The organism is Streptomyces sp. NPDC004542, assembly GCF_040610035.1.
In the GTDB taxonomy this organism is placed as follows: domain Bacteria; phylum Actinomycetota; class Actinomycetes; order Streptomycetales; family Streptomycetaceae; genus Streptomyces.
Genome location: NZ_JBEXLP010000038.1, coordinates 13,530 through 37,615 on the forward strand (window position 1 = coordinate 13,530; position 24,086 = coordinate 37,615).

Consider the following 24,086-nt stretch of genomic DNA (forward strand, 5'->3'; position numbering starts at 1 on the left):
GTGGCGGTGAAGGTGCCGCCGCCGGTGCCGCTGATGGTGAACGACACCGTGCCGGTGGGTGTCCCGGTGCCCGGCGCGACCACCGCGACCGTCGCCGTGACGGTGACCGGCTGCCCGGCGGACGACGGATCGGGCGAGGAAGTCACCGTCGTGGTGGTCGTCGCCTGGTCGACCGCCTGGGTGTCGGTGCCCGTCGAGGTGGTGAAGTTGCCGTCGCCGCTGTAGACGGCGTTGATGGTGTGGGTGCCGGCGCCCAGCGTGCTGACGGCCACGGTCGCCACACCGCTGCCGTTGAGCGGGGTGGTGAAGGTGCCGCCGCCGGTACCGGTCACGGTGAAGGTCACCGTCCCGGTCGGCGTTCCGGTGGCGGGCGGGACGGCGGCCACGGTCGCCGTGATCGTGACCGGCTGCCCGAAGGTGGACGGATCCGGGGACGAGGTGACCGTCGTGGTGGTCGCCGCCTGGTTCACCGTCTGGGTGCCGCTGCCCGAAGAACCGGTGAAGTCCGCGTCACCGCCGTACACCGCCGAGACGGTGTGACTGCCGACGCCCAGGGCGTCGGTGGTCAGGATGGCGCGGCCGGAACCGTCCAGCGGGACGACGACGGGGGTTCCGCCGTCGACGCTGAAGCCGACGCTGCCGGTCGGGGTCCCCGTGCCCGGCGCCACCGCCGCCACCGTCGCCGTGAAGGCTCACGGTGGTGGCGCTGGTGAGCGTGCCCACGGTGTGGGTGGTGGTGTCACTCGAGCCGGTGAAGTCCGCGTCGCCGCCGTAGGAGGCGGTGACGGTGTGGTCGCCGACGCCGAGGGTGTCGACGGTGACGCTGGCCACCCCGTTGGCGTCGAGCGTGCCGGCGAAGGTGCCGCCACCGCTGCCGGCGACGGTGAAAATGACCGTGCCGGTCGGGGTGCCCGCGCCCGGCGCGACAGGGGTGACGGTGGCGGTGAGGGTGACCGGCTCGCCGACGCCTGAGGGGTTCGGCGAGGTGGTGGCGGTGGTGGTGGTCGCGGTTTTGTCGACGGTCTGGGTGTCCGTGCCGGAGGACGGCGCGAAGTCGGTGTCGCCGTTGTAGTCCGCGGTGACGGTGTGGGCGGCGGCGCCCAGGGTGTCGGTGGTGACCACGGCGGTGCCGTCGCCGCCCAGGGGGACGGTCCGGGTGAACCCGCCGGGCCCGTCCACGGTGAGGGTGACCGTCCCGGTCGGGGTGCCCGCGCCCGGCGCGACAGGGGTGACGGTGACGGTGAGGGTGACCGTCTCACCGAAGTGCGAGGGATCCGGCGCCGAGGTCACCGCGGTGGAGGTCAACGCCCGCTGGACGGTCTGGGTGTGGGTACCGGTGGAACCGGTGAAGTTCACGTCACCGCCGTAGACCGCGGTGATGATGTGGTCGCCGGCGCTCAGCGGGGTGGTGAGGGTGAAGGAGGCGGTACCGTGCGCGTCGAGCGTCACCGTGCGGCTGCCGCCGTCGTAGGTGAAGAGTACGGAACCGGTCGGGACGCCCGCGCCCGGCGGGACGGGGGCGACCGTCGCGGTGACGGTGATGGGCTGACCGTGGACGGAGGGGTCCGGCGAGGTGGTGACGGTGGTCGTGGTGGACGCCTGGCCGACGGTGTGGACCTCCATGCCGGTGGATCCGTCGAAGAAGGCGTCACCGTTGTAGACCGCGGTGACGGTGTGCGGGCCCGCGCCCAGTGTGCTGAGGGAGACGGTCGCCGCCCCGCTGCTGCTCAGGGAGGCGGTGAAGGTGCCACCGCCGGCGCCGTCGATGGTGAACGTGACCGTCCCGGTGGGCGTTCCGGTGGCCGGTGGGACCGGGGCGACGTGGGCGGTGACGGTCACCGGCTGCCCGAAGACCGAGGGGTTCGGCGCTGAGGTGACCGTCGTCGTGGTGGCGGCGGCGCTGACGAAGTGCGGGATGCTCTGGCTGATCGGCAGGTAGGTGGCGTCGCCGGTGTAGCTGCCGGTGATGGTGTACACGCCCGCGGTGAAAGCACTGGTGGTGAGGATGGCCTGGCCGGAGGCGTTCAGCGGAACGATGAAGTTCCCGATACCGGTCAGGGTGAACACCACGCGGCCGGTGGGCACCCCGTGGCCCGGGGTCTGCGGGGTGACGGTGGCGGTGATGGTCACGGGCTGCCCGGAGGCCGAGGGGTTGGGCACGCTCGTGATCGTCATGCTGGTCGGGATCCGGACGAGGGTGTGCACGTCGGTCGATCCGGCGAAGACCTCGTCGCCGTGATAGGTAGCGGTGATCTCGTGTGTGCCGGAGCCGAGGGGGCCGGTGGTCACCGTGGCGGTACCGCCGTCGAGGGACGCGGACAGCGGCTCGTCGTTCCCGTCGACCGCGAACGTCACGGTGCCGGTCGGAGTGGTCTCGTGCGGCGCGTCCGGAGCGACCCTGGCCGTCAGGACCACTGCCCCGGCCTCGTCGGAAAGGCGGCGGACGAAGTCACCCGAATGACGGTGGAGATCATGGCGCGGCCCTCTCGTGACTCCGGTACATTGAAGGCCCGCACAGTGGACTGGCTGCCCGGTGCCGCGGTCGTGCGGGTACGTCGTGCGAGCGCACGCGTAGGTCTTGCGGCACCATTCCCGTCACGCATCAGAACGCGGCCGCTGATGCGGTAGCCCGCAGTCAGCCATACCAGTAGGCAGGCGGGGGATCCTGGAACGCCAGGGCGGGGACCCGAATTAACCCGGATGGGCTAGCGCCTTCCGGAGCCTGCGGCGCACTTCTCCTCGCGGTGTGCAGCCACGTCGCACACCGGCTCCTCTTCGTGCAGCGCTTCCCGTCGGCACGCACCGGCGTGGACCGGGCGCGTGTGGGATGACCGGCACGGGGCGCGGCACACGTGTACGGGCAGGTCCGCCAAGCTCAGGCGGAGCGGCTGCTTCTCCGACGGACGTTCACCGGGCGGTCTTTCTCCGGTCGGCCGGCGGGGCGCCGGTCTTCAGTCGCAGGGACGCCGGGGGAGCCGCCAGTGGCGTCCAGACGTTGCTGCAGCTGAGCGTCGGCGGGGTCCCCGCGATCGCCGTACAGGCCATCTCCCACAACTCCCCGCCGGTGGTCAGCACCTGCACCGCGATGTTGCCGCCGAGGTTGTTGACGGTCGCCGAGCAGGTGTCGGTGGGGTAGTTCAACCCGTTGCTGAGGTCGTACCACTGGAACGGGCTGACGGTCGGTGAGACCGACCGGATCCCCACGAACGTCTGCCCGTTCCGGACGGCGGTGGCCACCTCCTGACTGGTGCTCGGGTTGTAACCGGCCAGTTGGAGGCACGGTCCCGTGGGCCCGGTGGGTCCCGTGGGCCCGGGAGGGCCGGAGGGTCCGGAGGGTCCGGTGGGCCCGGTGGGCCCGGTGGGTCCGGTGGGCCCGGTGGGTCCGGCAGGTCCCGTCGGTCCGGGAGGGCCGGAGGGTCCGGAAGGTCCCGTCGGTCCGGGAGGGCCGGACGGACCGGGCGGGCCCACAGGTCCCTCGTGGCAGTGGCCACCGTGGAACCAGTCCAGCGGCGGGCACCCGGTTCCCTGTGAAGACTGGCCGACGCTTCCGGCCGTCCGGGGGGGCTGCTGGGCTTGTGCGGTCCCGGCGAGGCCCGACAGCACCCCCGCAGCGAGCAAGGTGACGGTGCCGCCGGCCAGCCAGGCAACCCGGCGGGGCAGCGCCCCGTGACGGGATCTTCGGTATCCAGGACTCATCTGCATCGTTCTTTCCGGTTCTAGGACAAGGAAGGCACCGCGGTGTTCCTCCCGTTTCCTTTCCTTAGTCCCTGAACCCGGCGAGCAAGCAGACAGATACATCGGATAAACCACCTCATCGCTCTGCCGGGACCACCGGAACGGCCGCGCCCGCCGTCCGACCGGGCGATCCGCGGACCGGCCCAGGAGACATGGGCCGGTGCCGGACCGAACACGTGGGGCTGCAGCCGGTCCCCTGTTCCGGCCGTGGCTCCACACGCGGGCGTGTCGAGGCCGGTCACGAGCCGCAGCAGCCACCGGCCGGCTCGTCGGTCGACACCGGGCGGCGGCTGCGGCGCCAAGCTGGATGAGCTGCGGCGCGGGGGCGCGGCAGCCTCCGCCGCTCAGGTCGGCTTCGGGTGCGTGGATCAAGCGTTATGCGGCTGAGCACGAGTTGTTTCCGTACGACGCCACCGGCGATCAGTTCTTCGACGTGGACAAGTTCAACGCCTACACCGCACTCGGCTACCACGTGGGGAAAGCAGTGGTGGAGGCCGAGCAGGACAAAGGGAGCTTGGACACGCAGAAGTCGACGAGCCCGATACCGTTCGCCGTGACGAAACGGCCTGGAGTTTGAGTCCCGCACCCCCGCCCGGGTCCTGCGCGAGGCCCGGTAGAAGGACTCACGCGACAAGCGCGCTCGAGTCCTCTCGGCGCACCAGGGAGCGAGTAACCTGCCAGTGGCTTCCAGGGATTCGCCTTGACGTTCATCTTGGGCCGTCGGGGGACGGTCTTGGTCTTGTCGAGGTACCCGTACACCGTCGGCCAGGGTACGCCGAACATGTCGGCGATCTGCTGAACGGCCGTCTTTGAGGCGTGGCACGGGACGGAAGCACACACGGCGCGGGACGACCCGCGTCCCCTGTCGCAGCCTGTGACGAACCCCCGAGCCATCCCGCCTCAGCGCACGGTGATGACCAGCTTGCCCGTGGTACGGCCCGTCTCCGCCAGGACATGGGCCCGGGCGCCTTCGGCGAGGGGGAAGGCGCCGGAGACGTGGGCGCGGAGCCTGCCCCGGTGGACAAGCTCGGCGACAGCGCGCATCCCGGCCTGGTCGTGCTCAACAAGCAGGGTGACGGCGCGGACCTGTGCCTTCTCCGCCGCGGCCAGAGTGTCCTCGGCACCCGGCAGCAGGGAGACGAGAACGCCGCCGGGGCGGAGCACGCCCACGGAACGGGTGGCGTTCTCCCCGCCGAGGGCGTCAAGGACGACGTCGTAGCGCGCCTCGGTGTCGGTGAAGTCCTCAGATCGGTAGTCGATGCAGGCATTCGCGCCGAGCTCGCGCAGGAAGTCGTGCTTGGGGGCCCTCGCCGTCCCGGTGACGTGCGCGCCGCGCTCCTTGGCGATCTGTACGGCGAGATGACCGACCCCGCCGGCCGCGGCGTGGATCAACACCTTTTGCCCGGGCTTCAGGCCCGCGGTCTCGACGAGGGCCTGCCAACCGGTGAGCGCGGCCAGGGGCAGAGCGGCTGCCTGGACGTGGTCGATCCCGGCGGGCTTGGCGACGAAGGCGCGGGTGGGGCCGGTCACGTACTCGGCGTGGGAGCCGGTCCCGTATGGATAGGGCAGCATGCCGAACACCTCGTCGCCGGGCTTGAAGAGGGTGACGCCGAAGCCGGTCTCCACCACGGTGCCGGAGACGTCCCAACCGAGGGTCAGCGGCGGGGGCGGCAGGAAAATGCTCAGGGCGCGGTGCTTGAAGTCCGTGGGGTTGAGTCCGGCCGCGTGCACGGCGACGAGGATCTCCCCGGGGCCGGGCGCGGGCCGGGGAAGCTCGGTCAGCTGCAAGACCTCGGGACCGCCCAGGGCCGTCTGGTGCAGGGCGAGCATCACGGGGGTGCCGTCCCGGGCGGCGGGACGCGAGGAGTCCGTGGCGGCCGCAGGGCCCGGGGAGTTGAGGTTCTCAGAGGTGTCCGTCGAAGTCATGCCTCGATCCTGGCCATTCGGTTCGGCCCGGCGCGATGGCAAGAAGGTCAGCCTCCGATACATTCCCGCCATGCCCGTCACCTCTGCCGCCTGTTGCGTTCCCGTTCCCGGCGCCTCCAGCACTTCCACCGTCCGCCCCTCCGCCGCGCCCTCACGGGCCCGTGACCTTGCCGAACGCGCGGCGGAACTGGGACGCCGGATGAGCCCGGACCCGCGGCCCGGCGCGCACAAGGTCGTCGTACTTGCCCTCGACGGCGTCTACCCCTTCGAACTCGGTATCCCGCACCGGGTCCTGGGTTCCGCCGATGGCCGCTACGAGGTGCTGTCCGCGAGCGTGGACGGGCAGCCCGTGCGTACCGACGCGGACCTCACCGTCATCCCCGGGCACGGTCCCGAGGTGCTGGCCGAGGCGGACACCGTGGTCATCCCTCCGTACGCGATCTCGCCGATCCCGGACCCGCAGGCTCTCACCGCCCTGTCCCGCGTTCGCCCCGGGACCCGTCTGGTGTCCATCTGCACCGGCGCCTTCCTGCTGGCCGTAGGCGGTCTCCTGGACGGGCGCCGGGCCACCACCCACTGGGCGCTCACCGACTACTTCCAGGAGCTGTTTCCCCGGGTCGAGCTCGACGCCGGCGTGCTCTTCGTCGACCACGGTGATGTGCTGACCTCCGCGGGGGCGGCGAGCGGTATCGACGTCTGCCTGCACCTGGTGCGTCAGGACCACGGCAGCGAGGTGGCCAACCAGGTCGCCCGTTGCTGCGTCGTGCCGCCGTATCGGGACGGCGGGCAGGCGCAGTACATCGAGCGGCCGCTGCCGCCGGCGAGCGCAACCGGCAGCGGGCCGACCCGCGACTGGGCGCTGCAGCGGCTGGAACTGCCTCTGTCGCTGGACGAGCTGGCCGCGCATGCGGCGATGAGCACCCGTACCTTCGCCCGGCGCTTCCGGGAGGAGACCGGGCTGAGCCCCGGCCGCTGGCTGACCCAGCAGCGGCTGCGGCGAGCGCGGCACCTGCTGGAGTCCAGCGACCTGCCGGTCGAACGCGTCGCCCACGAGGTCGGCTTCGCCACCGCCACCTCGCTGCGGCGGCATTTGGCGGCGGAGGCGGGGGTGAGCCCGTCGGTGTACAGGCGCACTTTCCGTGCCTCGGGTCCGGGCGCGGGCGCGGGCGCGGGCGACGTCAGGGAAGCATCAACGACGTAGTCCGCTCGGTGACGCAGTAGTGCATCACCGGCTTACCGCTGACTGTGCGACATCCTCTGAGTTCCTCTGACCCTTGCTGCGTCCCCGCCCCCACGGCCAGTCGGCTCTTCCACATCAATGAGGGTGTGCCCGGTCTCGGGGGGGGCGAGCCTTGCGCCGGCCGCGCCCCGGAGCCCTCGTTCAGAAAGATCTCTTCCTGGAGCTTCCCGCGGCCGGGGCCGGACGGCTGGGCATCCCGGAGCCGCCCAGCAGCGCCGCCATGGTGGCCGCGCGGTTCTCCTCCTTGGTGGGCATCCGCTGCTTGCTGGTGTCCAGCTCCTCCAGCTCGGTCATCTCGGCGGTCGTCTGGAATGGGCTCGTGGTGGTGAACTCCCTGTCCTCCGGAGGCTGTTCAGGCGCCCGGGTGACCTTGAACCTGGTACCGGGCGGGAAGACCGTCTCACCTTCGCTCTTCTGGACCACGCTGATCACCGACGACATCTCGCCGCCGTGATGGCCCTGCGCGTCGATGGACAGCGTGACCACGTACACCGCCTTCTCCGGGAGGTCCAGTGTCGCGCCGAGCCGCCGCGTCGTCGACTCGAACTGCACCGCCGTGTACTCCTTGCCCTCCTGGAACTGCCTCACGTAGGCGTTGAACTGCTCGCGGGTCTCGAAGGACAGGGTGCGCTGCACCTTCTGCTTGGTCTTGGCGGTCTGCGCCAGACCTTTGATCATCTCGGACGTTTTCTCGGCCACCTGGTACCGCTCGGGGACCTTTCCACTGCGCAGCGCCTTGTTCCAGGCCTTGTACGCGCCGCCCTGGTACCTGTCGAAGAGGTCTATCTGCTCAGGGGTCAGACCCCACTCGGCGCGGAGCTGGGACCTCAGCAGCCGGACCAGCTCCTCGCCGCTGCTGAGGTCGTGGTTCTGTGTCGAGTCCTCGACCAGCGCCTTCAGCGCCTCCGTCTCGGACGGAGTGAGAGCCGCCGACTGGGCCCCGAGCACGTGCCCGCGCGCCTGCTCCAGTGTCAGCTTCTCCCCACCGTACGTCAGCGCCCGCTGCACGGGGGCGGCGTGACCCGACGCACCCTGCACCGCTGCATCGCCCCCGGAGGGCGACGGATGGGCGGCGCCGGTCGCCTCCCCGGCGGCCGGGACCGGGCGGTTCATCGCCGCAGTGGCGTTGGCCTCGGCCGCGCGCTCGAACCGGTCGGCCGGGTCGCTGACGCTCAGCCCTGCGGCGGTCTCCGTACCGGCCACCGCGCCCTCACGCTGCTGCATGACATGGGTCAGCTCGTGGGCGAGGGTGTGCTTGTCCGCGCCGCCCTCGCCGACCACGATGTGACTGCCCGACGTGTAGGCCCGCGCGTTGACCTCCTGCGCGGAGCGCCGGGCGACACTGTCGGTGTGCATGCGCACGTCGGAGAAATCCGCGCCGAGCCGCGCCTCCATCTCCGCCCGCAGCGGCTCCTCCAGCGGCCGACCGGACGAACGCAGCACCTCGTGCACCGTCGAACGCTGCACCGCAGGCGGCGTCGTCTGCTCGTGACCGCATCCGGCGCCGTGCGCGTGCTCGGTCTCGTCCAGAGCGCGCAGCACCGCGGCGTTGCCGGCGCTGCGTTGCAGGGCGAGGAGCGCGCCCCTGTCCATGCCGCCCGCCCCGGGCCGGACCGGTCCCAGCCCGGTCCCGCGGGAGCGGGCAGCCGGAGCACGGCCCGGCCGGGCGTCCTGCTGCGCCCTGTCCGGCTCGTAGGAACGCATAGGACTTCTTCCCTCCGTCGGCGTGGCACGGTGTACCCCGCCACGAATACGCCTGCCGCGCGCAGCGCGGAAGGTACCTTCGGGCGCTCCCGGGGGAAGTCTCCCGTGCCCGGACCGCCCGGTCCGGGGCGACCGGGTTCGGCGCCTTCCCTGCCCGGCCTCCTCCCCCACAGTGATCGGGTGACCGGCTCACATCCCGGGGGCCGCCCCGCACACGCCCGTCCGAGAGGGGCGGGGCCACGGCGTGCGGGCGTCAGGTGGTGGCCGGCAGGGCCGCAGCAGAGCAGCGATCTTCCCGGCCGTGCAGGCGGGGTCGAGAAGCAGGTCCTTGAGAGCGATGGCGTCCTCCCGGGCGGGTTGGACGGTGATCCCGGCGGCCTCGAGGTACATGACGCCGGTGGCCGCGGCGACGGCCAGGTCGGAACGCTCCAGCCAGCGGCACCGGCCCAGCGTGTGCACCAGCGCGGCGGCTTTGGCACAGGGGCCGCCGTAGACGGGCTGCTCGAACACTTCGGCCCGGTGGCGTGCGACCGCCGAGACGGGGACGCCGTAGTCGTCGGGGGCCGGGTCGTCCGCTCCGGCGGCTTCGGCGACCTGCAGGATCCAGGGAACCTCGATGTGCAGGTGCATCAGGCTGCGCGCGCTCCTCTCGTCGTCTGCTGGGCCTGTTCGGGCGTCGTCGAAGCCTCGTGTGCCGGTACGCGCGAAGGGACCTGCGCCTTGTGGCGGGCGCAGGCCCCTCGGGCTTGAAGCGTGCCTACGCGGCGGGGTTCGCCGACACCCTTCCGGCACCGCACCGTGGACACCTCGCCCGCGCCGACGGCGACGGCGGCACCTCCGACGGCGCCGATCAACGGCAGAGCCGAGGAGGCGCCGGTGTGCGCGAGGCTGCCGGTGACCGGGAGCTGCTCGGAGCCGCCCTGCGGCTTCTTGCCGGTCTTGGGCTTGCCGGTCGGCTTGTCACCGGTGGGCTTGGCGTTGCCGGTACCGGTCGGGATCTGTCTCGGCTACTCGCCAGTCTCGCCATCGATGGCCTCACGGAGGAGGTCCGCGTGACCGATATGGCGGGCGTACTCCTCGATCACGTGCTCAAGGACGAACCGCACATCGGTGTCGCCGAATTCCGGGTTCGGCACGATGCGCGCGACGTCGGCGGTCACCTTCGCGTATGCCTGCCGCGACTCCTCGCACGCCTTGAGGTATTCCTCGTAGACATCTCTGGCCGGCGTGGCGTCCGACTCGTCGTACCACTCGCCACCGTCAGCGGTGACGTAGGTCCGATAGGCCGAGAAGCGAGGCGTCGTTCCTGCCAACGTGCGCTGGAACCAGGCACGCTCGACCCCCTGCAGATGGCGCATGAGTCCCAGCAGGGTCAACGCCGACGACCGCACGGGACGTAGCCGCAGTTGTGCATCGGAAAGGCCCTCGCACTTCCACAAGAAGGTCGCTCGGTGGTAGTCGAGATTCGAGGCGATCACCTCCAGCCACGGGCCCGATACTGCCCGTACCGGCCGGACGATGTTCTGGACCACGATGTCGCTCACGCTGGAGTCTCCTCACCAGTTGTCAAGCTTGGTCGAGTTCGCACGTACTCACGATCCGAAGACTGGCCGGCGCCTCTACCGGCACCTCATGAGGACGTCCCCCCCAAGAAGACCTGTCTTGGTGTCGGAACTCATCGCTCCATGCTCGGTGGCGATGGCCGCGGGTCCGGTGCTGGGCGGGCTGCTCACCGAGACGGCCGGCTGGCGGGCGGTCTTCCTGCTCAACCTACCGGTGGGCGCGAAGATCCTGGCGGGGAGCAGGTCGTCGGCACAACGCGGGCGGCGGACCACGAGGCCGTCCCGCCCCTCCCCCGGTCGCGATCACGTCGTGTCAGGATGCCGGTGATCCCCTGTGTTTCCGGAGGTGTGCTGACGTGAGTGAGACCGGGGTGGCCGTCGCGCCGCACCCCCTGCTGCTGTCCGACGGCAGGCTCGCCATCGAGGCGTGGTCGTTGGACCCGGCCCTGAGGCACCTGAACCACGGATCGTTCGGTGCCGTCCCGCTGGTGGCACAGGAGCGGCAGACGCAGTTGCGCGCCGAGATGGAGCGCGCGCCGGTGGTGTGGTTCCCGGGGCTGCCGGAGCGGCTCGCCGCCGCCCGGGCCGACCTCGCCGGCTTCCTGCGCGTCGACGCGGGCGACCTCGCCCTGGTGCCGAACGCCAGCGCGGGCGCCAGCGTGGTCTACGGCGCCCTCGAACGCCGCCGCGGCGGGGAGATCGTCGTCACCGACCACGGCTACGGGGCCGTCACCATGGGAGCCGAGCGGCTGGCAGGCCGCTGGGGCGGCCGGGTGCGCACGGCGCGGGTGCCGCTCGGCGCCGACGAGGACGAGGCCTACCAGGCCGTCTCCGCCGAGATCGGCGAGGCCACCGACCTCGTCGTGATCGACCAGATCACCTCGGCGACCGCGCGCCGGCTGCCGGTCGAGCGGATCGGCGTGGAGGCACGCCGCCGGGGCGTACCGATGCTCGTCGACGGCGCGCACGCCCCGGGGCTGCTCGCCGCGCCGCTCGCCGACGCGGCGTACGACTTCTGGACCGGCAACCTCCACAAATGGGGCTGCGCCCCGCGCGGCACCGCTGCCCTGATCGCCCGCGGTCCTCTGCGGGACCTGCTCCACCCGCTGATCGGCTCCTGGGGCGCCGGGGAGCCGTATCCCGACCGCTTCGACCACCAGGGCACGCTCGACGCCACCTCCTATCTGGCCGCGCCGGCATCCCTCGCCTTCGTGGAGCGCGCCTGGGGCTGGTCGGCCGCCCGCCGTTACATGGACCGGCTCGCGGACTACGCCGGGCATGTCATCGGTGCCGCTTTCGAGGGACTGACCGGTGAGGACAGCCGGGCCGACGTCGGGATGCCGGTCCCCGGTATGCGCCTGGTGCGGTTGCCCGTCGGCCTCGGGCGCAGCCGGATCGAGGCCGACGCGCTGCGCGACCGGGTGGCCCGCGAACTCGCCGTCGAGGCCGCCTTCACCAGCTTTGACGGCATCGGTTACCTGCGGGTCTCCGCCCACGTCTACAACACCCCGGCCGACTACGAGTACTTCGCCGAGCGGTGCGTGCCCGTACTGGGCCACTGGGCCCGGGAGTTGAGCCGCTGAGTCATCAGGTCAAGCGTCCCGGACACTTGACTCGGCAGGCGCGCGGCCCGATCCTCGTCCCAGATATTGCGCGGTTCATGACAACCTCAGGGTTTCGCCGGCCGCGCCCTCCCGCCGACCGAGGGACGTGGGCCGTGACACCGATTCGACGCTCGTACCGCAGACGCAGAAACGCCACCGTGCTGTCGCTGCTGCTCCTGGTACTGGCCATTGTCCTCGGGCCCACGCCGAGTTCGGCGGCCGGCACCGACTGGTGGATCCCCACCGCACGACCCGCTCCGGACGTCCAGATCAACGTCACCGGCGAGCCGTTCACCGGAGCCAACTCGGCAGGAGAGGTGGAGGGGTTCGTCGACGCGCACAACCACCTCTTCGGCAACGAGGCCTTCGGCGGCCGGCTGATCTGCGGCAAGGTCTTCTCCGAGGCCGGTGTCGCCGACGCGCTGAAGGACTGCCCCGAGCACTACCCCGACGGGACGCTCGCGATCTTCGACTACATCACCCACGGCGGTGACGGCAAGCACGACCCGGCCGGCTGGCCGACCTTCGAGGACTGGCCGGCGTACGACTCGATGACCCATCAGGCCGACTACTACGCGTGGGTGGAGCGGGCCTGGCGCGGCGGACAGCGCGTCCTCGTCAACGACCTCGTCACCAACGGCGTGATCTGCTCCGTCTACTTCTTCAAGGACCGCAGTTGCGACGAAATGACGTCGATCCGGTTGCAGGCGAAGATGACGTACGACCTCCAGGCGTACATCGACACGATGTACGGCGGCACAGGCAAGGGCTGGTTCCGCGTCGTCACCGACAGCGCGCAGGCGCGTGAGGTCATCGAGCAGGGCAAACTCGCCGTCATCCTCGGGGTCGAGACCTCCGAACCCTTCGGGTGCAAGCAGATCCTCGACATCCCTCAGTGCGGCAAGGAGGACATCGACAAGGGACTCGACGAGCTCTACGCGCTCGGCGTCCGCTCGATGTTCCTGTGCCACAAGTTCGACAACGCGCTGTGCGGCGTCCGCTTCGACTCCGGCGGTCTCGGAACGGCCATCAACGTCGGCCAGTTCCTGTCGACCGGTACCTTCTGGCAGACCGAGAAGTGCACCGGCACGCAACACGACAACCCCATCGGGACCGCCTCGTCGGAGGCGGAGTCGGACCTGCCGGCGGGCGTGGACGTCCCCTCGTACGATCCGGACGCCCAGTGCAACAAGCGCGGCCTCACCGCACTCGGCGAGTACGCCGTGCGCGGCATGATGAAGCGCAAGATGATGCTGGAGATCGACCACATGGGCGTCAAGGCCGTCGGTCAGGCCCTGGACATCCTCGAGTCGGCGTCCTACCCCGGCGTGATCTCCTCACACAGCTGGATGGACCTGAACTGGACCGAGCGGGTCTACTCCCTCGGCGGCTTCGTCGCCCAGTACATGCACGGCTCCGAGGGCTTCGTCGCGGAAGCCGCACGGACCAAGGCACTGCGCGACAAGTACGGCGTGGGATACGGCTACGGCACCGACTTCAACGGCATCGGCGACCACCCCGCCCCGCGCGGCGCGGACGCCGCGCACAAGGTGACGTACCCCTTCAAGAGCGTCGACGGCGGTTCCGTCATCGACCGGCAGACCTCCGGCGAGCGCACCTTCGACATCAACACCGACGGCGCGGCCCACGCCGGGATGATCCCCGACTGGATCGAGGACATCCGGCAGGTCGGCGGGCAGGGCGTGGTGAACGACCTGTTCCGGGGCGCCGAGTCCTACCTGGACACCTGGGGCGCCACCGAACAGCACCAGTCCTCGGTGAACCTCGCCAACGGGCAGCCGGCGACGTCCAGTTCGTCCGAGTCGAACCCGTTCACCAGCTACCGGCCGGGCCGTGCCGTCGACGGCGACGACTCCACCCGCTGGGCCAGCGACTGGAGCGACGACCAGTGGTGGCAGGTCGACCTGGGCTCCACCCACCTGGTCTCCCGGGTGACGCTCGCCTGGGAGCGCGCGTACGGCACGTCGTACCGCATCGAACTGTCCACCGACGGCACGAACTGGCAGACCGCCTGGTCCACCACGAGCGGCGACGGCGGCCTGGACACGGCCCGGTTCACCGGGACCCCGGCCCGCTACGTCCGGGTCCACGGTCTCGACCGCGGCACCGACTGGGGATACTCGCTGTACGAGGTCGGTGTCCACAGCGCCTGAGGCGGGAGTTCACGAATGGCACGCATGCCGTCGGCCGAGCGGCGCCGACAGCTGACGGAAGCGGCGATCAGGACGATGGCCCGGGACGGCGTCGCCAAGGCGACTACCCGGACCATCGCCGCTGAGGCGGGCGTGTCGCTGAGCGTCTTCCACTACTGCTTCGACTCCAAGCAGGCCCTGATCGAGTCCGTCATCACCACCCTCACCGACCACTCGGTGGCCGTGGTGCGGAAGGCGCTGCGCCCCAGGGCCACGCTGGAGGAGACCGTCCGGGCCGGCTTCCAAGCGTACTGGGGTCACGTCCGCGACCGCCCCGAGGAGCACATGCTCACCTACGAACTGACCCAGTACGCCCTGCGCGAGCCAGGGTTCGAGCACCTGGCCCGACGACAGTACGAGCTGTACGGCATCGCCTACACCGAGCTGATCGAGCAGCTGCGCCACAGCCGCGAGATCCAACTCCGCGTCCCCGTCTCCGTACTGACCCGCTACCTCGCCGCCGTGATGGACGGCCTGACCCTCAACTACCTCGTCCTGGGCGACGAGTCGGCGTGGACCGACATCCTCGACACGGTCACCGCCCACGTCGCGGGACTGGTGGCCTGACCCGCAGTCGGTGCCGAACACATCGCGGCGTGCAGCAGCGGCGGGGTTCAGTTGCCGGCAGACGACGGATTTCTGTCGTCTTGCCGCCCAGCGCCACGAATGCCCACACATCCGGCCCCGGGCATCGGGTGAGCAGGGCGCCCATGGCACCCGGCGGCACAGGCATGTCGTCGGCCCCGACGACGAGGATTTCGTCGTCGGGGCACCTGGGACATCAGCACGAGAACCCCGTCGAGACGGCGCACCGGCACCGCTCACCAGTGGGAATCAGGATGACGGGACCTCAGTCGGCCCTCGCGTCACCTTCGCCAGAACAGATGGTGCGTGACCCCGCTCGGGCTGGGCACGACCTCCAGATGGAACCGGTCGAGCAACTCATCGGGGGACTGCCAGAGCCGCAGGCCGGACCCGAGCTTCACCGGCGAGACCGCCACATGCAGCGTGTCGACGAGGTCAGCATCGAGGAACTGCCGAATGGTGGTGACCCCGCCGCCGAGTCGGACGTCCTGGCCCTGCGCCGCTTCCCGCGCCCGTTCGAGGACCGTGGCCGGGTCGCCGTCGACGAAGTGGAACGTGGTGTCGGAGAGCGTGAACGACGGGCGCTTGTGATGGGTCATGACGAACACCGGTGTGCGGAACGGGGGCTGCTGTCCCCACCAGCCCCGCCACTCATGATCCTGCCAGGGTCCGCGCTGGGGCCCGAACTTGTTGCGGCCCATGATCTCGGCACCGATGTTGCGGGCGAAGTCTCGCGTGAAGTAGTCGTCGAGGCCCCGGCTCCCCCCGGGATCCGTGCGCATGGGCCAGCTCGCCGTGGCTCCGGCCCAGGCGAACAGCCTCTCGGGGGCGTCGTAGCCGAACGGCCGCTCCAGACTCTGGTGCTCACCGGCACCGAATCCGTCACTCGAAACGCCGAAATTCATCACTCTCAGTAGTTGATTCACGTCTTTCCTCGTCAGGTCCTGTCACGTCGTCGTGTGGCAAGGCGCCGCACACCATGACGTCGAACGGGACGCGGCCGGATCGACAGCGATCCACAACCTTTTTCCGAGGCGCGTCAGAAAGCGGCCTCCTTCACGGTGTCGCCATGCCGGACACGGATGGCATCGGGGTGGTCGCGGATGAGTTGAGGTGCAGCCCCAAGACGGTCCGCCGCCGGCTGCACCGCTTCCACCGCTCGGAGCAGGACGGGCTGGAGGGTCTGGCAGGTCAGGGCCGCAAGCATCGGATCACCGAAGCAGAACGCCCCCAGAGTCATCGGCCTGGTCGAACAGCCGCCATCGGCCCGGCTGACGGTGCAGGCGGACGGCGAGTCGGCCGCGGCGGACGAGGCCGGCCACCGGTGCCGCGCACGCCGGTCGCCGGGGTCCGCCGCCCGTTCCACCAGGCCGGCCGCTTCCATCCGGCCGACCAGCCAGGTGACCTCTCCCCTGGTGAGCACCTGCTCCTCGCTGCAGCTCACATGTCCGTCAAGGCCTTGGCTGTCCCGGCGGCGCCCGATGCCGCGGGCAGGAGCTGGTGGACGCGCGCAGGCGCAGCCGGATTGCAGGGCGCGCCGGCGGAACCGGCTCAGGACGAGGCGGAAGCCGCCGCCACGGTCATGGCCCTGATCGCCACGCACTGCGTGCCTGTGACCGAGAGGGACCACCGCGACCGACTTTCCGCGCGTTGCCCGACGCTCGGGCAACAGCAAAGCGTCACTGCGGCGGCGTGGTGAGTTTGACGGCCACCGCGTCGAGGACCCAGTCCAGGCCGGTCGCGAAGGATGCCTCGGCGTCCACGTCCGTGCCGTCGTGCACGGCCTTGGCCAGGGCCGGGAAGCGTCCTGTGGACAGCATCCTCGTCACATGCGGGCCGAAGGCGCGCTGCCAGTCGCGCTTGGACAGGCCAGTGGCGCGCTCGGCCCGGAGGTTGGCGATCTCGCGCCTGATCGCGCCGGTGAAGTAGGCGCTGACCGTCTCCACGGCGCGCATGACGGTGTCGATGTCGGCGAGGCCGTCAAGGGCGGCCAGCGTGGCCTCGGTCACGGCGAGGCCGTTCGGGCCCAGGGTCGGGCGGCCGCCGAGCAGGTCGGCCAGCCATTCGTGGCGGAGGGCGGTCTGCCTGGTGCGGTGGGCGAGGATGTGCAGCGCCTCCCGCCAGTCACCGGGCTGCTCCTCGGGGAGAATCTCGGCCTGGACCTCGTCCACCATGAGGTCGAACAGCTCTTCCTTGGTGGAGATGTATCCGTACAGCCGCATCGGGCCGGCGTTCAGCCGGGCGGCGACCTTCCGCAACGACACCGCTTCCAGCCCGCCCTCGTCGGCCAGCGCGATGGCGGCGGCCACGATCCGCTCCCGGTCGAGCGGCACGGGGCGGGGCGGCGGCTCCGGCCGGTCCCACACAGTCATGCTGTCATCGTACTGTTGCTATTCATCGTAGCGGAACAATACAGTGTATCGACATGAGACAACGCATCGCAGTGGTCGGGGGCGGCCCCGGCGGCCTCACCGTCGCCCGCGTCCTGCACCGCCATGGCCACCCTGTCGCCGTCCTCGAACGCGATCCCGCCCCCGACGCCCGCCCGCCGGGCGGCACGCTGGACCTTCACGAGGGGCTGGGCCAGCTCGCGCTGGACAAGGCGGGGCTGCGGGCGGAGTTCCAGGCGCTGTCCCGTCCCGAGGGGCAGGCCATGCGCATCCTGGACACGGACGGGACCGTCCTGCGTGACTGGCGCCCCCGTCCGGACGACTGGGCCAACCCCGAGATCGACCGCGGGCAACTCCGTGACCTGCTGATCGGCCCTCTCGATGTCCAGTGGGGCCGAAGCGTGACGCGGGTGGTGCCGGGGACCCGGGACGGCACACGGGTCCATTTCGCGGACGGGCGACAGGAGACGTTCGACCTCGTCGTCGGCGCGGACGGCGCCTGGTCCCGGATCCGCCCGGCGGTCTCGCCGGTGACGCCGCACTACACCGGCGTCACCTCGGTCGAGACCTCCCTCGACGACGTCGACACCCGCCACCCCGGCCTCGCCCGGTTGATCGGCGACGGTTCCGTGGCTGTGTACGGCGTGAACCGCTCCCTCGTCGCCCAGCGCAACAGCGGCGGCCACGTCAAGGTGCACGCCAGGCTCCGCGCACCGCTGGACTGGCACAGGAACCTGGACCCGGCCGACGTCGAGGCCCTCCGGTCGAGCCTGCTGGCCCTGTTCGACGGCTGGGCCGCTCCCGTCCTCGACCTCCTCCACCACGGCAGCGCTTTCGTCCACCGCCCCCTCTACGCCCTGCCCGTGGCCCACACCTGGGCCCACGTCCCCGGAGTGACCCTCCTGGGCGACGCCGCCCACCTGATGCCCCCCTTGGGGGCGGGCGCGAACCTCGCGATGCTGGAAGGTGCCGAACTCGCCGAGTCCATCGCCACCGGCCCGGGAGATCTGGACAAGGCCGTCCGCGCCTTCGAGGAACAGATGTGGGCACGGGCCGGCCGGTGGGCGAAGATCACGACGGATGGTCTGGAACGCCTCGTGAGCCCGGACCCCGCCGAAGCCCTCGCCCACTTCGACCGAGTCCAGCCGTCCTGACCGCCAGGCGCGGGAACACCAGCACCAACAGTTCGCCTCGGCTTCATGGGACAGCACGGCACCGCAGCAGTCTCCTCCGGCAGGACCACCACTGGGCTTGCTGTGGGCGTGCGGCGCGGGTCAGTGGCTGCCGGTGAGCTTGCCGTGGAGGTCGGCGCTGGCGTCGTTCAGGCCGGTGATCTCCACCGTCTTGCCGCGTTGGGCGTACTTGATCTCGATGGCGTCCAGGGCGGCCACGGAGGAGGCGTCCCAGACGTGGGCGGCCGACAGGTCGATGACGACCTTGTCGGGGTCGCCGGCGTAGTCGAACTGGCCGACGAGGTCGTTGGAGGACGCGAAGAACAGCTCACCGGTGACCTGGTAGACGACCGAGCCGCCGTCGGGGTCGGTGACGGCGGTGACCTCGGCGAGACGGGCGACGCGCTTGGCGAAGACGACCATGGCGGTGATGGAGCCGACGACGACGCCGATGGCGAGGTTGTGGGTGGCGACCACCACGATCACGGTGATGGCCATGACGGCGATCTCCCCGGTCGGCATCCGCTTGAGGGTCTTCGGTGCGATGGAGTGCCAGTCGAACGTCGCGAACGAGACCATGATCATGACGGCGACCAGGGCGGCCATCGGGATGTCGGAGACGACCGGGCCGAAGGCGATGCACAGCACCATCAGGAACAGGCCCGCGAGGAAGGTCGAGACGCGGGTGCGGGCGCCGGACACCTTCACGTTGATCATCGTCTGGCCGATCATGGCGCAGCCGCCCATGCCGCCGAAGAAGCCTGTGACGATGTTGGCGATGCCCTGTCCGATGGACTCACGCGTCTTGGAGGAGTGGGTGTCGGTGATGTCGTCGACCAGCTTGGCGGTCATCAGAGACTCCATCAGGCCGACCAGAGCCATCGCGAACGCGTACGGGGCGATCGCCTTCAGGGTGTCGAAGGTGAACGGCACGTCCGGCAGACCGGGGACGGGCAGGGAGGAAGGCAGGGCGCCCTTGTCACCCACGGTCGGCACCGCGATGCCGGCCGACACCGTGACAACGGTGAGGATGACGATCGAGACGAGCGGGGCCGGGATCACTTTGGTGATCTTCGGGAAGAACACCATCAGGGCCAGACCGCTGATGATCAGCGGGTACACGGCCCAGGGGACGGCATGCATCTCCGGTACCTGAGCCATGAAGATCAGGATGGCCAGGGCATTGACGAAGCCGACCATCACCGACCGCGGAACGAACCGCATCAGCTTGGCCACCCCGAGCGCGCCAAGGACGACCTGGAAGGTCCCGGCGAGGATGACGGCGGCGACGAGGTAGCCGAAGCCGTGTTCACGGTTGAGCGGTGCGATCACGAGAGCGACCGCGCCGGTGGCTGCGGAAATCATCGCCCGGCGGCCGCCGACGATCGAGATGGTCACGGCCATGGTGAACGAGGCGAACAGCCCGATCGCGGGATCGACACCGGCGATGATCGAGAACGAGATCGCCTCGGGGATCAGTGCCAGAGCGACGACCAGGCCGGCGAGGACCTCGGTGCGCCAGACCTTCGGGTTGTCCAGCCAGTCCGGCTTGAGGCCGCGCAGCCGCGCGGCGGGAGTCACAGCAGCAGAAGACAAGGAGATGCGTACCTGTCGTGCTCGGGCACACCCTGCCGGCAGGCGGGGACGTGCGGGAGGGACGTGCGGGGGCCGGGTCGGCACCCCGCGGACGACCCGCACGGCGGGCCGGAAGTCGAGAGGGGAGGGACGGCGAGGCGGGACGGCACGCACGGGCGGCCGGGTGGCTCACATCCGCAGGCGAAGGGTCACGGCGGGCAGGCGGCGGCGATCGGCGTCGTGGGCTCGCGCACGCTCTCTCCTGCAAGAATCGGATCTTCGCCGGGGGCGCCATCGGCCCCGGAACAGCAGCAGCGGGGCAGCCGCGCCGCCCTCACCGTCCATAACCCTACCCTAACGTTAGAGTAGAGATCGGTGAGGTCACACGGGAAGCGGCCCGCCATGACGAGAAGGGCCAGGACCACGGGCGTGGACGACAGGCACATGCAGATCGGCGAGGTCGCCGCGCGCACCGAGCTGTCCCTGCGCACCATCCGGCACTACGAGGAGACCGGCCTGGTCATCCCCTCCGCGCGCTCTCAGGGCGGCTTCCGCCTCTACACCGAGACCGACGTCGCCCGGCTCATGGTGATCCGCCGGATGAAACCGCTCGGCTTCACTCTGGAGCAGATGCGCGACCTGCTGGACGCCACCGACCGCCTGGACAGCCGCGACGCTCTCGACGACGGCGAGCGCGAGGCACTGCTGGAGCGCGTGCGAACCTACGAGCGGGCCGCAGCCGCGCAGGTGGACAAGCTCCGGGTCCAACTGGCCCGCGCAGAAGAGTTCGCAGCCACCCTTGGCGCCCGCCTGGAACAGAACGCTCCGGCCGCCCGCCCCTGGAACCGCGGCGCCACTTCCCCTGCGAGCCGCGCGGGCGACGGACCGCCCTGGCCGTAGCAGTCAGGTCCGGGCCCGGTCCGAGCAAGTCGTTCTTCCCGCGCCTACCGTAAAGGGCCTGCAAAGCGTCCACCTCAAGCGGGCTGCGCCTGCCATCCGGGGGTTCTTTTCAGCCGTTTGTTCCGGGTGCGCCGCCATGCGGCCCGGGAAGGCTGCGCGCCGCCTATGCTTCTACAAGCATGTAGAAAGAAGCGAAAGGGAGTGCCAGGTCTCCAGGTACTCCCCCGGCAGGCATTCCGCCGGGTAGGGAGGGCGCCACGATGAGGTGCGAGAGACCGCGTGCGACCGGTGACGGGTCAACGCACCGGCAGCCGGCATCGTTCCCCGGCGTGCGCCGCCGCACCCTGCCCGCGCGACGCAAGTGACACGCACGCAAAGGAGTGAACGCCCGATGGTGTTCAAACGGCTGCTCGGCTCACTCGGCGTGGGCGGGCCCACGGTGGACACGGTCCTCGACCCCGGCGCCGCCCTTCCCGGCGGCCATCTGGCGGGGCAGGTCCACCTCCAGGGCGGCAGCGCCGACTTCGACATCGACCACATCACCCTGGAACTCGTCGCCCGCGTCGAGGCGGAGCACGAGCACGGTGAGGGCGAAGGCGCGGTCGTCTTCGAGAGGTTCACCGTCGGCGGCGGCTTCCGCCTGGGCGAGGGCGACCACCGCAGCGTCCCCTTCCGCATCAGTCTGCCGTGGGAGACCCCGGTCACCGAACTGCACGGGCAGCCGCTGGGCATCGTGCTCGGCGTGCGCACCGAGCTGGCGGTCACCGGCGCCAAGGACAAGGGCGACCTCGACCCGCTCGCGGTGCGCCCGCTGCCCGCCCAGGAAGCGATCCTGGAGGCCCTGGGCCAGCTGGGATTCGGGTTCAAGTCCGCCGACCTCGAGCTCGGCCAGGTCGGCGGCACCGGCCAGCGGCTGCCCTTCTACCAGGAGATCGAGCTCACCCCGGCCCCGCAGTACGCCCACCGGCTCAACGAGCTCGAGGTCACCTTCCTCGCCGGTCCCGGCGGCCTGGAGGTCGTACTGGAGGCCGACAAGCGCGGTGGCCTCTTCACCTCCGGCCACGACGCGCTCACCCGCTTCACCGTCTCCCACGACGCCGCCCACCAGGACTGGAACACGCTGGTCGACGGCTGGATCCGGCAACTACTGGAACACCACGCCTCCTACGGGCACGGCGACCCGTACGCGGACCACGGCCACGGCCACGGCGGCCACTACAGCCACCACGACGACCATCACGACGGGCACCACCGCTCCGGACCCGGCATGGGCACCGCCATCGCCGCCGGCGCCGCGGGCCTGGCGGTCGGTGTCGTCGGCGGCATGGTCGCGGCCGAAGTCGTCGACGAGGTGGGCGACTTCTTCGAGGACGAGGACGAAGACGAAGGAGAAGACTGAACGAGGCATGACTCACTCCTGCTAGCTTCTACACAACTGTAGATTTAAGTTCCGGGCCGTCGACGCGGCCCGGGACCTGTGTTCGAGACGTGGAGTGCTCATGGCCCTGTGGGACCGCATCAAGGAATCCGCCACCACCATGCAGACCCAGCTGGTGGCGAAGAAGAACGATCTCAAGAGCGGCGCTTTCCGCGACGCTTCCATGGCGATGTGCGCGCTTGTGGCGGCCGCCGACGGCACCATCGACCCCGCCGAGCGGCAGCGTGTGGCCCAGCTCATCGCCACCAACGAGGTGCTGCAGAACTTCCCCGCCGACGACCTGCGGCGCCGTTTCGAGGAAAACCTGAACAAGCTGACCGCCGACTTCGATTTCGGCAAGGTCAGCGTGCTGCAGGAGATCGCCAAGGCGAAGAAGAAGCCCGCCGAGGCCCGGGCGGTCATCCAGATCGGCATCGTCATCGGCGGCGCGGACGGCAACTTCGACAAGGACGAGCAGGCCGTCGTCCGCGAGGCGTGCTTCACCCTCGACCTGCCGCCGCACGAGTTCGACCTCTAACCACGACCCCCTGGCGTGGGCCGTGCTGCCGACCGGCGGCACGGCCCACGCGTCTTACAGCGGGGTGGCTGCCTTCAACACGAAGAACAGCGTGACGGCCGAATTCGCCGACGACAGCGCGGACATCGTGGCACCCGCGGCCGCGGTCCACGCCGCCAGGCCCACCGCGGTGAAGACCGGCGGCCACACGCACACGGCGGGAGCAGGGCCGAGCAGGGCGGCCACCCGGCGCGGCACCGGCCCGGCCGCGAAACCGGCGAGTGTCGCCGTCGGGGCACCCCGGGAGACCAGCGCCGCCTTGCCGACCGCCACAGCCATCACACGGCGGCTTCCGATCGCCTGTGCCGCTTCCTCATCCGCCCACCGCTCCACGGTGTAGGTGACCGCCGCGCGCAAAGGGCGCAGGAACGGATTCGCCTGCGCCGCCAGCTGCACCACCAGCAGAAACCGGTGATGGCGGCTGGTCAGGTGCACCCGCTCGTGGGCGAACAGCGCCCGCCGTTCCGGCCCGTTCAGGCAGGAGAGCATGGCGGTGGACACCACCACCCGGCCCCGCCGGCCCGAGGGCAGCGCATAGGCATAAGGCACCTCGTCGGGCAGCACCGCCACCGGCTTCCTGGGCAGCCTCGCCAATGCTTCTTCGGCTCCCCGCCGGATGCGGCGGTGCCGCCACAACACCCGCGAGCAGGCCACCACCACGGCGAGCAGGGCGGGAATGGCGGCCTTGCCCGCGATCTCGTCGTACGGGACGGCCTCGCGCACCTCCTCGTCCGACCAGCCGTCCGGCAGCGGGTTGCCCGGCAGCTGGGCAGTGCCCACCACCATCAGCAGCGCCAGGCAGACCGTGCTGCACACCGCCAGAACCGCGGCTGTCAGCGACAACAGCCACGTCGCTGTCCGCGGGTGCAGATGCTGCTCGGCCCGCCGCGCCACCGGCCACGCCGTCAACGGCAGCACCAGTGGCAGGAAGACGAACACCCCCATCAGGTTCGGTCTTTCCCTTCCGGGCCGAGCCGGCCCAGCAGCTGCCGCAGCAGACGTTCGTCGTCCGGTTCCAGGGAGGTGACGAAGCGGGCCAGCACCGCCTCCCGGTCGCTCTCGCCATCGAGCAGCTTGCGCATCTTGCGCGCGGCAAGCCCGGCCTGGTCCGACACCGGCGTCCACACGAAGGAGCGTCCCGCGCGCTCCCGGGTCACCGCGCCCTTGCCCAGCAGCCGGGTAAGGATGGTGACCACGGTCGTGTAGGCGAGGTCTCCGCCCAAGCGCTTTTGCACCCAACCCGCCGGCGCGGGCTCGGGCGCCTCGCGCAGGGCCGACAGGACCAGCCCCTCCAGCTCGCCCTGTCCCCGTCGCCGGGGACGCTGCCGACGGTCGCTCATGTCCTCTCCCTTCCGCCAGTCACACGTGGGTCATCCGGCCGGTGCGATCACCGAGGCCGTCCCGCCCGGACACACCCCCGGCGGACGCATCGGCACCACCGTCACCGGCATCGCCGGCGCATTCCTCGGCGGCCGGCTGTCTGCGA

At 70.7% G+C, this 24,086-nt stretch carries 20 protein-coding genes and 2 pseudogenes; 9 read left to right on the forward strand and 13 right to left on the reverse strand.

Annotated elements, in window-relative coordinates; all coding sequences use genetic code 11:
- Nucleotides 1-14: 14 nt before the first annotated feature.
- The 3 genes and pseudogenes from ABZX30_RS21275 to ABZX30_RS21285 form a co-directional block, all read right to left on the reverse strand.
- Nucleotides 15-629, reverse strand: a pseudogene (locus ABZX30_RS21275) (Ig-like domain-containing protein); the annotation flags it as partial.
- Nucleotides 511-2,415: an Ig-like domain-containing protein gene (locus ABZX30_RS21280; RefSeq protein WP_355935537.1), complete on the reverse strand. Its 1,905-nt coding sequence runs from the start codon at nt 2,413-2,415 to the stop codon at nt 511-513. The gene ABZX30_RS21280 and the pseudogene ABZX30_RS21275, both read right to left, overlap by 119 nt.
- Nucleotides 2,416-2,907: 492 nt before the next feature.
- Entirely contained in the window at nt 2,908-3,237 is a 330-nt protein-coding gene (locus tag ABZX30_RS21285; protein WP_355935539.1) for a hypothetical protein, read from the reverse strand.
- Between the two features lie 805 nt (nt 3,238-4,042).
- On the opposite strand from ABZX30_RS21285, the gene ABZX30_RS21290 reads away from it, so the two are divergent.
- Nucleotides 4,043-4,312: a hypothetical protein gene (locus tag ABZX30_RS21290; RefSeq protein ID WP_355935541.1), complete on the forward strand. Its 270-nt coding sequence runs from the start codon at nt 4,043-4,045 to the stop codon at nt 4,310-4,312.
- Between the two features lie 323 nt (nt 4,313-4,635).
- Here the strand turns inward: ABZX30_RS21290 and ABZX30_RS21295 are convergent, their stop codons facing one another.
- On the reverse strand, nt 4,636-5,661 hold the full coding sequence (locus ABZX30_RS21295) for an NADP-dependent oxidoreductase (protein ID WP_355935542.1): 1,026 nt from the start codon (nt 5,659-5,661) through the stop codon (nt 4,636-4,638).
- Between the two features lie 199 nt (nt 5,662-5,860).
- On the opposite strand from ABZX30_RS21295, the gene ABZX30_RS21300 reads away from it, so the two are divergent.
- The gene (locus ABZX30_RS21300; protein WP_355935614.1) at nt 5,861-6,862 is read left to right on the forward strand and encodes a helix-turn-helix domain-containing protein; all 1,002 of its coding nucleotides are present in this window, start codon (nt 5,861-5,863) and stop codon (nt 6,860-6,862) included.
- Between the two features lie 180 nt (nt 6,863-7,042).
- On the opposite strand, the gene ABZX30_RS21305 is transcribed toward ABZX30_RS21300, so the two are convergent.
- The 3 genes and pseudogenes from ABZX30_RS21305 to ABZX30_RS21315 all read right to left on the reverse strand — a co-directional run bounded on the left by ABZX30_RS21305 (nt 7,043) and on the right by ABZX30_RS21315 (nt 10,149).
- Nucleotides 7,043-8,605, reverse strand: coding sequence for a DUF4157 domain-containing protein (locus ABZX30_RS21305; protein WP_355935543.1), 1,563 nt, complete (start codon nt 8,603-8,605; stop codon nt 7,043-7,045).
- 273 nt (nt 8,606-8,878) lie between these two features.
- Nucleotides 8,879-9,235: pseudogene (locus ABZX30_RS21310) on the reverse strand (fic family toxin-antitoxin system, toxin component); the annotation flags it as partial.
- Nucleotides 9,236-9,612: 377 nt separating this feature from the next.
- Nucleotides 9,613-10,149, reverse strand: coding sequence for a DinB family protein (locus tag ABZX30_RS21315; RefSeq protein ID WP_355935544.1), 537 nt, complete (start codon nt 10,147-10,149; stop codon nt 9,613-9,615).
- A 374-nt stretch (nt 10,150-10,523) separates the two neighbouring features.
- On the opposite strand from ABZX30_RS21315, the gene ABZX30_RS21320 reads away from it, so the two are divergent.
- The 3 genes from ABZX30_RS21320 (at nt 10,524) to ABZX30_RS21330 (ending at nt 14,551) form a co-directional block, all read left to right on the forward strand.
- Nucleotides 10,524-11,750, forward strand: coding sequence for an aminotransferase class V-fold PLP-dependent enzyme (locus ABZX30_RS21320; protein ID WP_355935545.1), 1,227 nt, complete (start codon nt 10,524-10,526; stop codon nt 11,748-11,750).
- 134 nt (nt 11,751-11,884) lie between these two features.
- Complete coding sequence (locus ABZX30_RS21325) at nt 11,885-13,945, forward strand: discoidin domain-containing protein (protein ID WP_355935547.1); 2,061 nt, start codon at nt 11,885-11,887, stop codon at nt 13,943-13,945.
- A gap of 15 nt (nt 13,946-13,960) precedes the next feature.
- The gene (locus ABZX30_RS21330; protein ID WP_355935549.1) at nt 13,961-14,551 is read left to right on the forward strand and encodes a TetR/AcrR family transcriptional regulator; all 591 of its coding nucleotides are present in this window, start codon (nt 13,961-13,963) and stop codon (nt 14,549-14,551) included.
- A 299-nt stretch (nt 14,552-14,850) separates the two neighbouring features.
- On the opposite strand, the gene ABZX30_RS21335 is transcribed toward ABZX30_RS21330, so the two are convergent.
- The 3 genes from ABZX30_RS21335 to ABZX30_RS21345 all read right to left on the reverse strand — a co-directional run bounded on the left by ABZX30_RS21335 (nt 14,851) and on the right by ABZX30_RS21345 (nt 16,941).
- Entirely contained in the window at nt 14,851-15,495 is a 645-nt protein-coding gene (locus tag ABZX30_RS21335; RefSeq protein ID WP_355935550.1) for a dihydrofolate reductase family protein, read from the reverse strand.
- 113 nt (nt 15,496-15,608) lie between these two features.
- On the reverse strand, nt 15,609-16,172 hold the full coding sequence (locus ABZX30_RS21340; RefSeq protein ID WP_355935552.1) for a helix-turn-helix domain-containing protein: 564 nt from the start codon (nt 16,170-16,172) through the stop codon (nt 15,609-15,611).
- 76 nt (nt 16,173-16,248) lie between these two features.
- On the reverse strand, nt 16,249-16,941 hold the full coding sequence (locus ABZX30_RS21345; protein WP_355935553.1) for a TetR/AcrR family transcriptional regulator C-terminal domain-containing protein: 693 nt from the start codon (nt 16,939-16,941) through the stop codon (nt 16,249-16,251).
- Nucleotides 16,942-16,994: 53 nt separating this feature from the next.
- Between ABZX30_RS21345 and ABZX30_RS21350 the strand changes: the two genes are divergently transcribed.
- Nucleotides 16,995-18,113, forward strand: coding sequence for an NAD(P)/FAD-dependent oxidoreductase (locus ABZX30_RS21350; RefSeq protein ID WP_355935554.1), 1,119 nt, complete (start codon nt 16,995-16,997; stop codon nt 18,111-18,113).
- 120 nt (nt 18,114-18,233) lie between these two features.
- On the opposite strand, the gene ABZX30_RS21355 is transcribed toward ABZX30_RS21350, so the two are convergent.
- Nucleotides 18,234-19,727, reverse strand: coding sequence for a SulP family inorganic anion transporter (locus tag ABZX30_RS21355; protein WP_355935556.1), 1,494 nt, complete (start codon nt 19,725-19,727; stop codon nt 18,234-18,236).
- Between the two features lie 408 nt (nt 19,728-20,135).
- Between ABZX30_RS21355 and ABZX30_RS21360 the strand changes: the two genes are divergently transcribed.
- From ABZX30_RS21360 to ABZX30_RS21370, 3 genes are all read left to right on the forward strand, one after another.
- Nucleotides 20,136-20,606 (forward strand): MerR family transcriptional regulator, encoded by a 471-nt coding sequence (locus ABZX30_RS21360; RefSeq protein WP_355935557.1) that lies wholly within the window; start codon nt 20,136-20,138, stop codon nt 20,604-20,606.
- 391 nt (nt 20,607-20,997) lie between these two features.
- A complete protein-coding gene (locus ABZX30_RS21365) occupies nt 20,998-22,005 on the forward strand; it encodes a sporulation protein (RefSeq protein WP_355935558.1) in 1,008 nt (335 codons plus the stop codon).
- A 100-nt stretch (nt 22,006-22,105) separates the two neighbouring features.
- Nucleotides 22,106-22,561 (forward strand): TerB family tellurite resistance protein, encoded by a 456-nt coding sequence (locus ABZX30_RS21370; protein WP_355935560.1) that lies wholly within the window; start codon nt 22,106-22,108, stop codon nt 22,559-22,561.
- Between the two features lie 54 nt (nt 22,562-22,615).
- On the opposite strand, the gene ABZX30_RS21375 is transcribed toward ABZX30_RS21370, so the two are convergent.
- Entirely contained in the window at nt 22,616-23,545 is a 930-nt protein-coding gene (locus tag ABZX30_RS21375) for a M56 family metallopeptidase (RefSeq protein WP_355935561.1), read from the reverse strand.
- Nucleotides 23,545-23,940, reverse strand: coding sequence for a BlaI/MecI/CopY family transcriptional regulator (locus tag ABZX30_RS21380; RefSeq protein WP_355935563.1), 396 nt, complete (start codon nt 23,938-23,940; stop codon nt 23,545-23,547). The genes ABZX30_RS21375 and ABZX30_RS21380 overlap by 1 nt, the downstream gene beginning before the upstream one ends.
- Between the last annotated feature and the right edge of the window lie 146 nt (nt 23,941-24,086).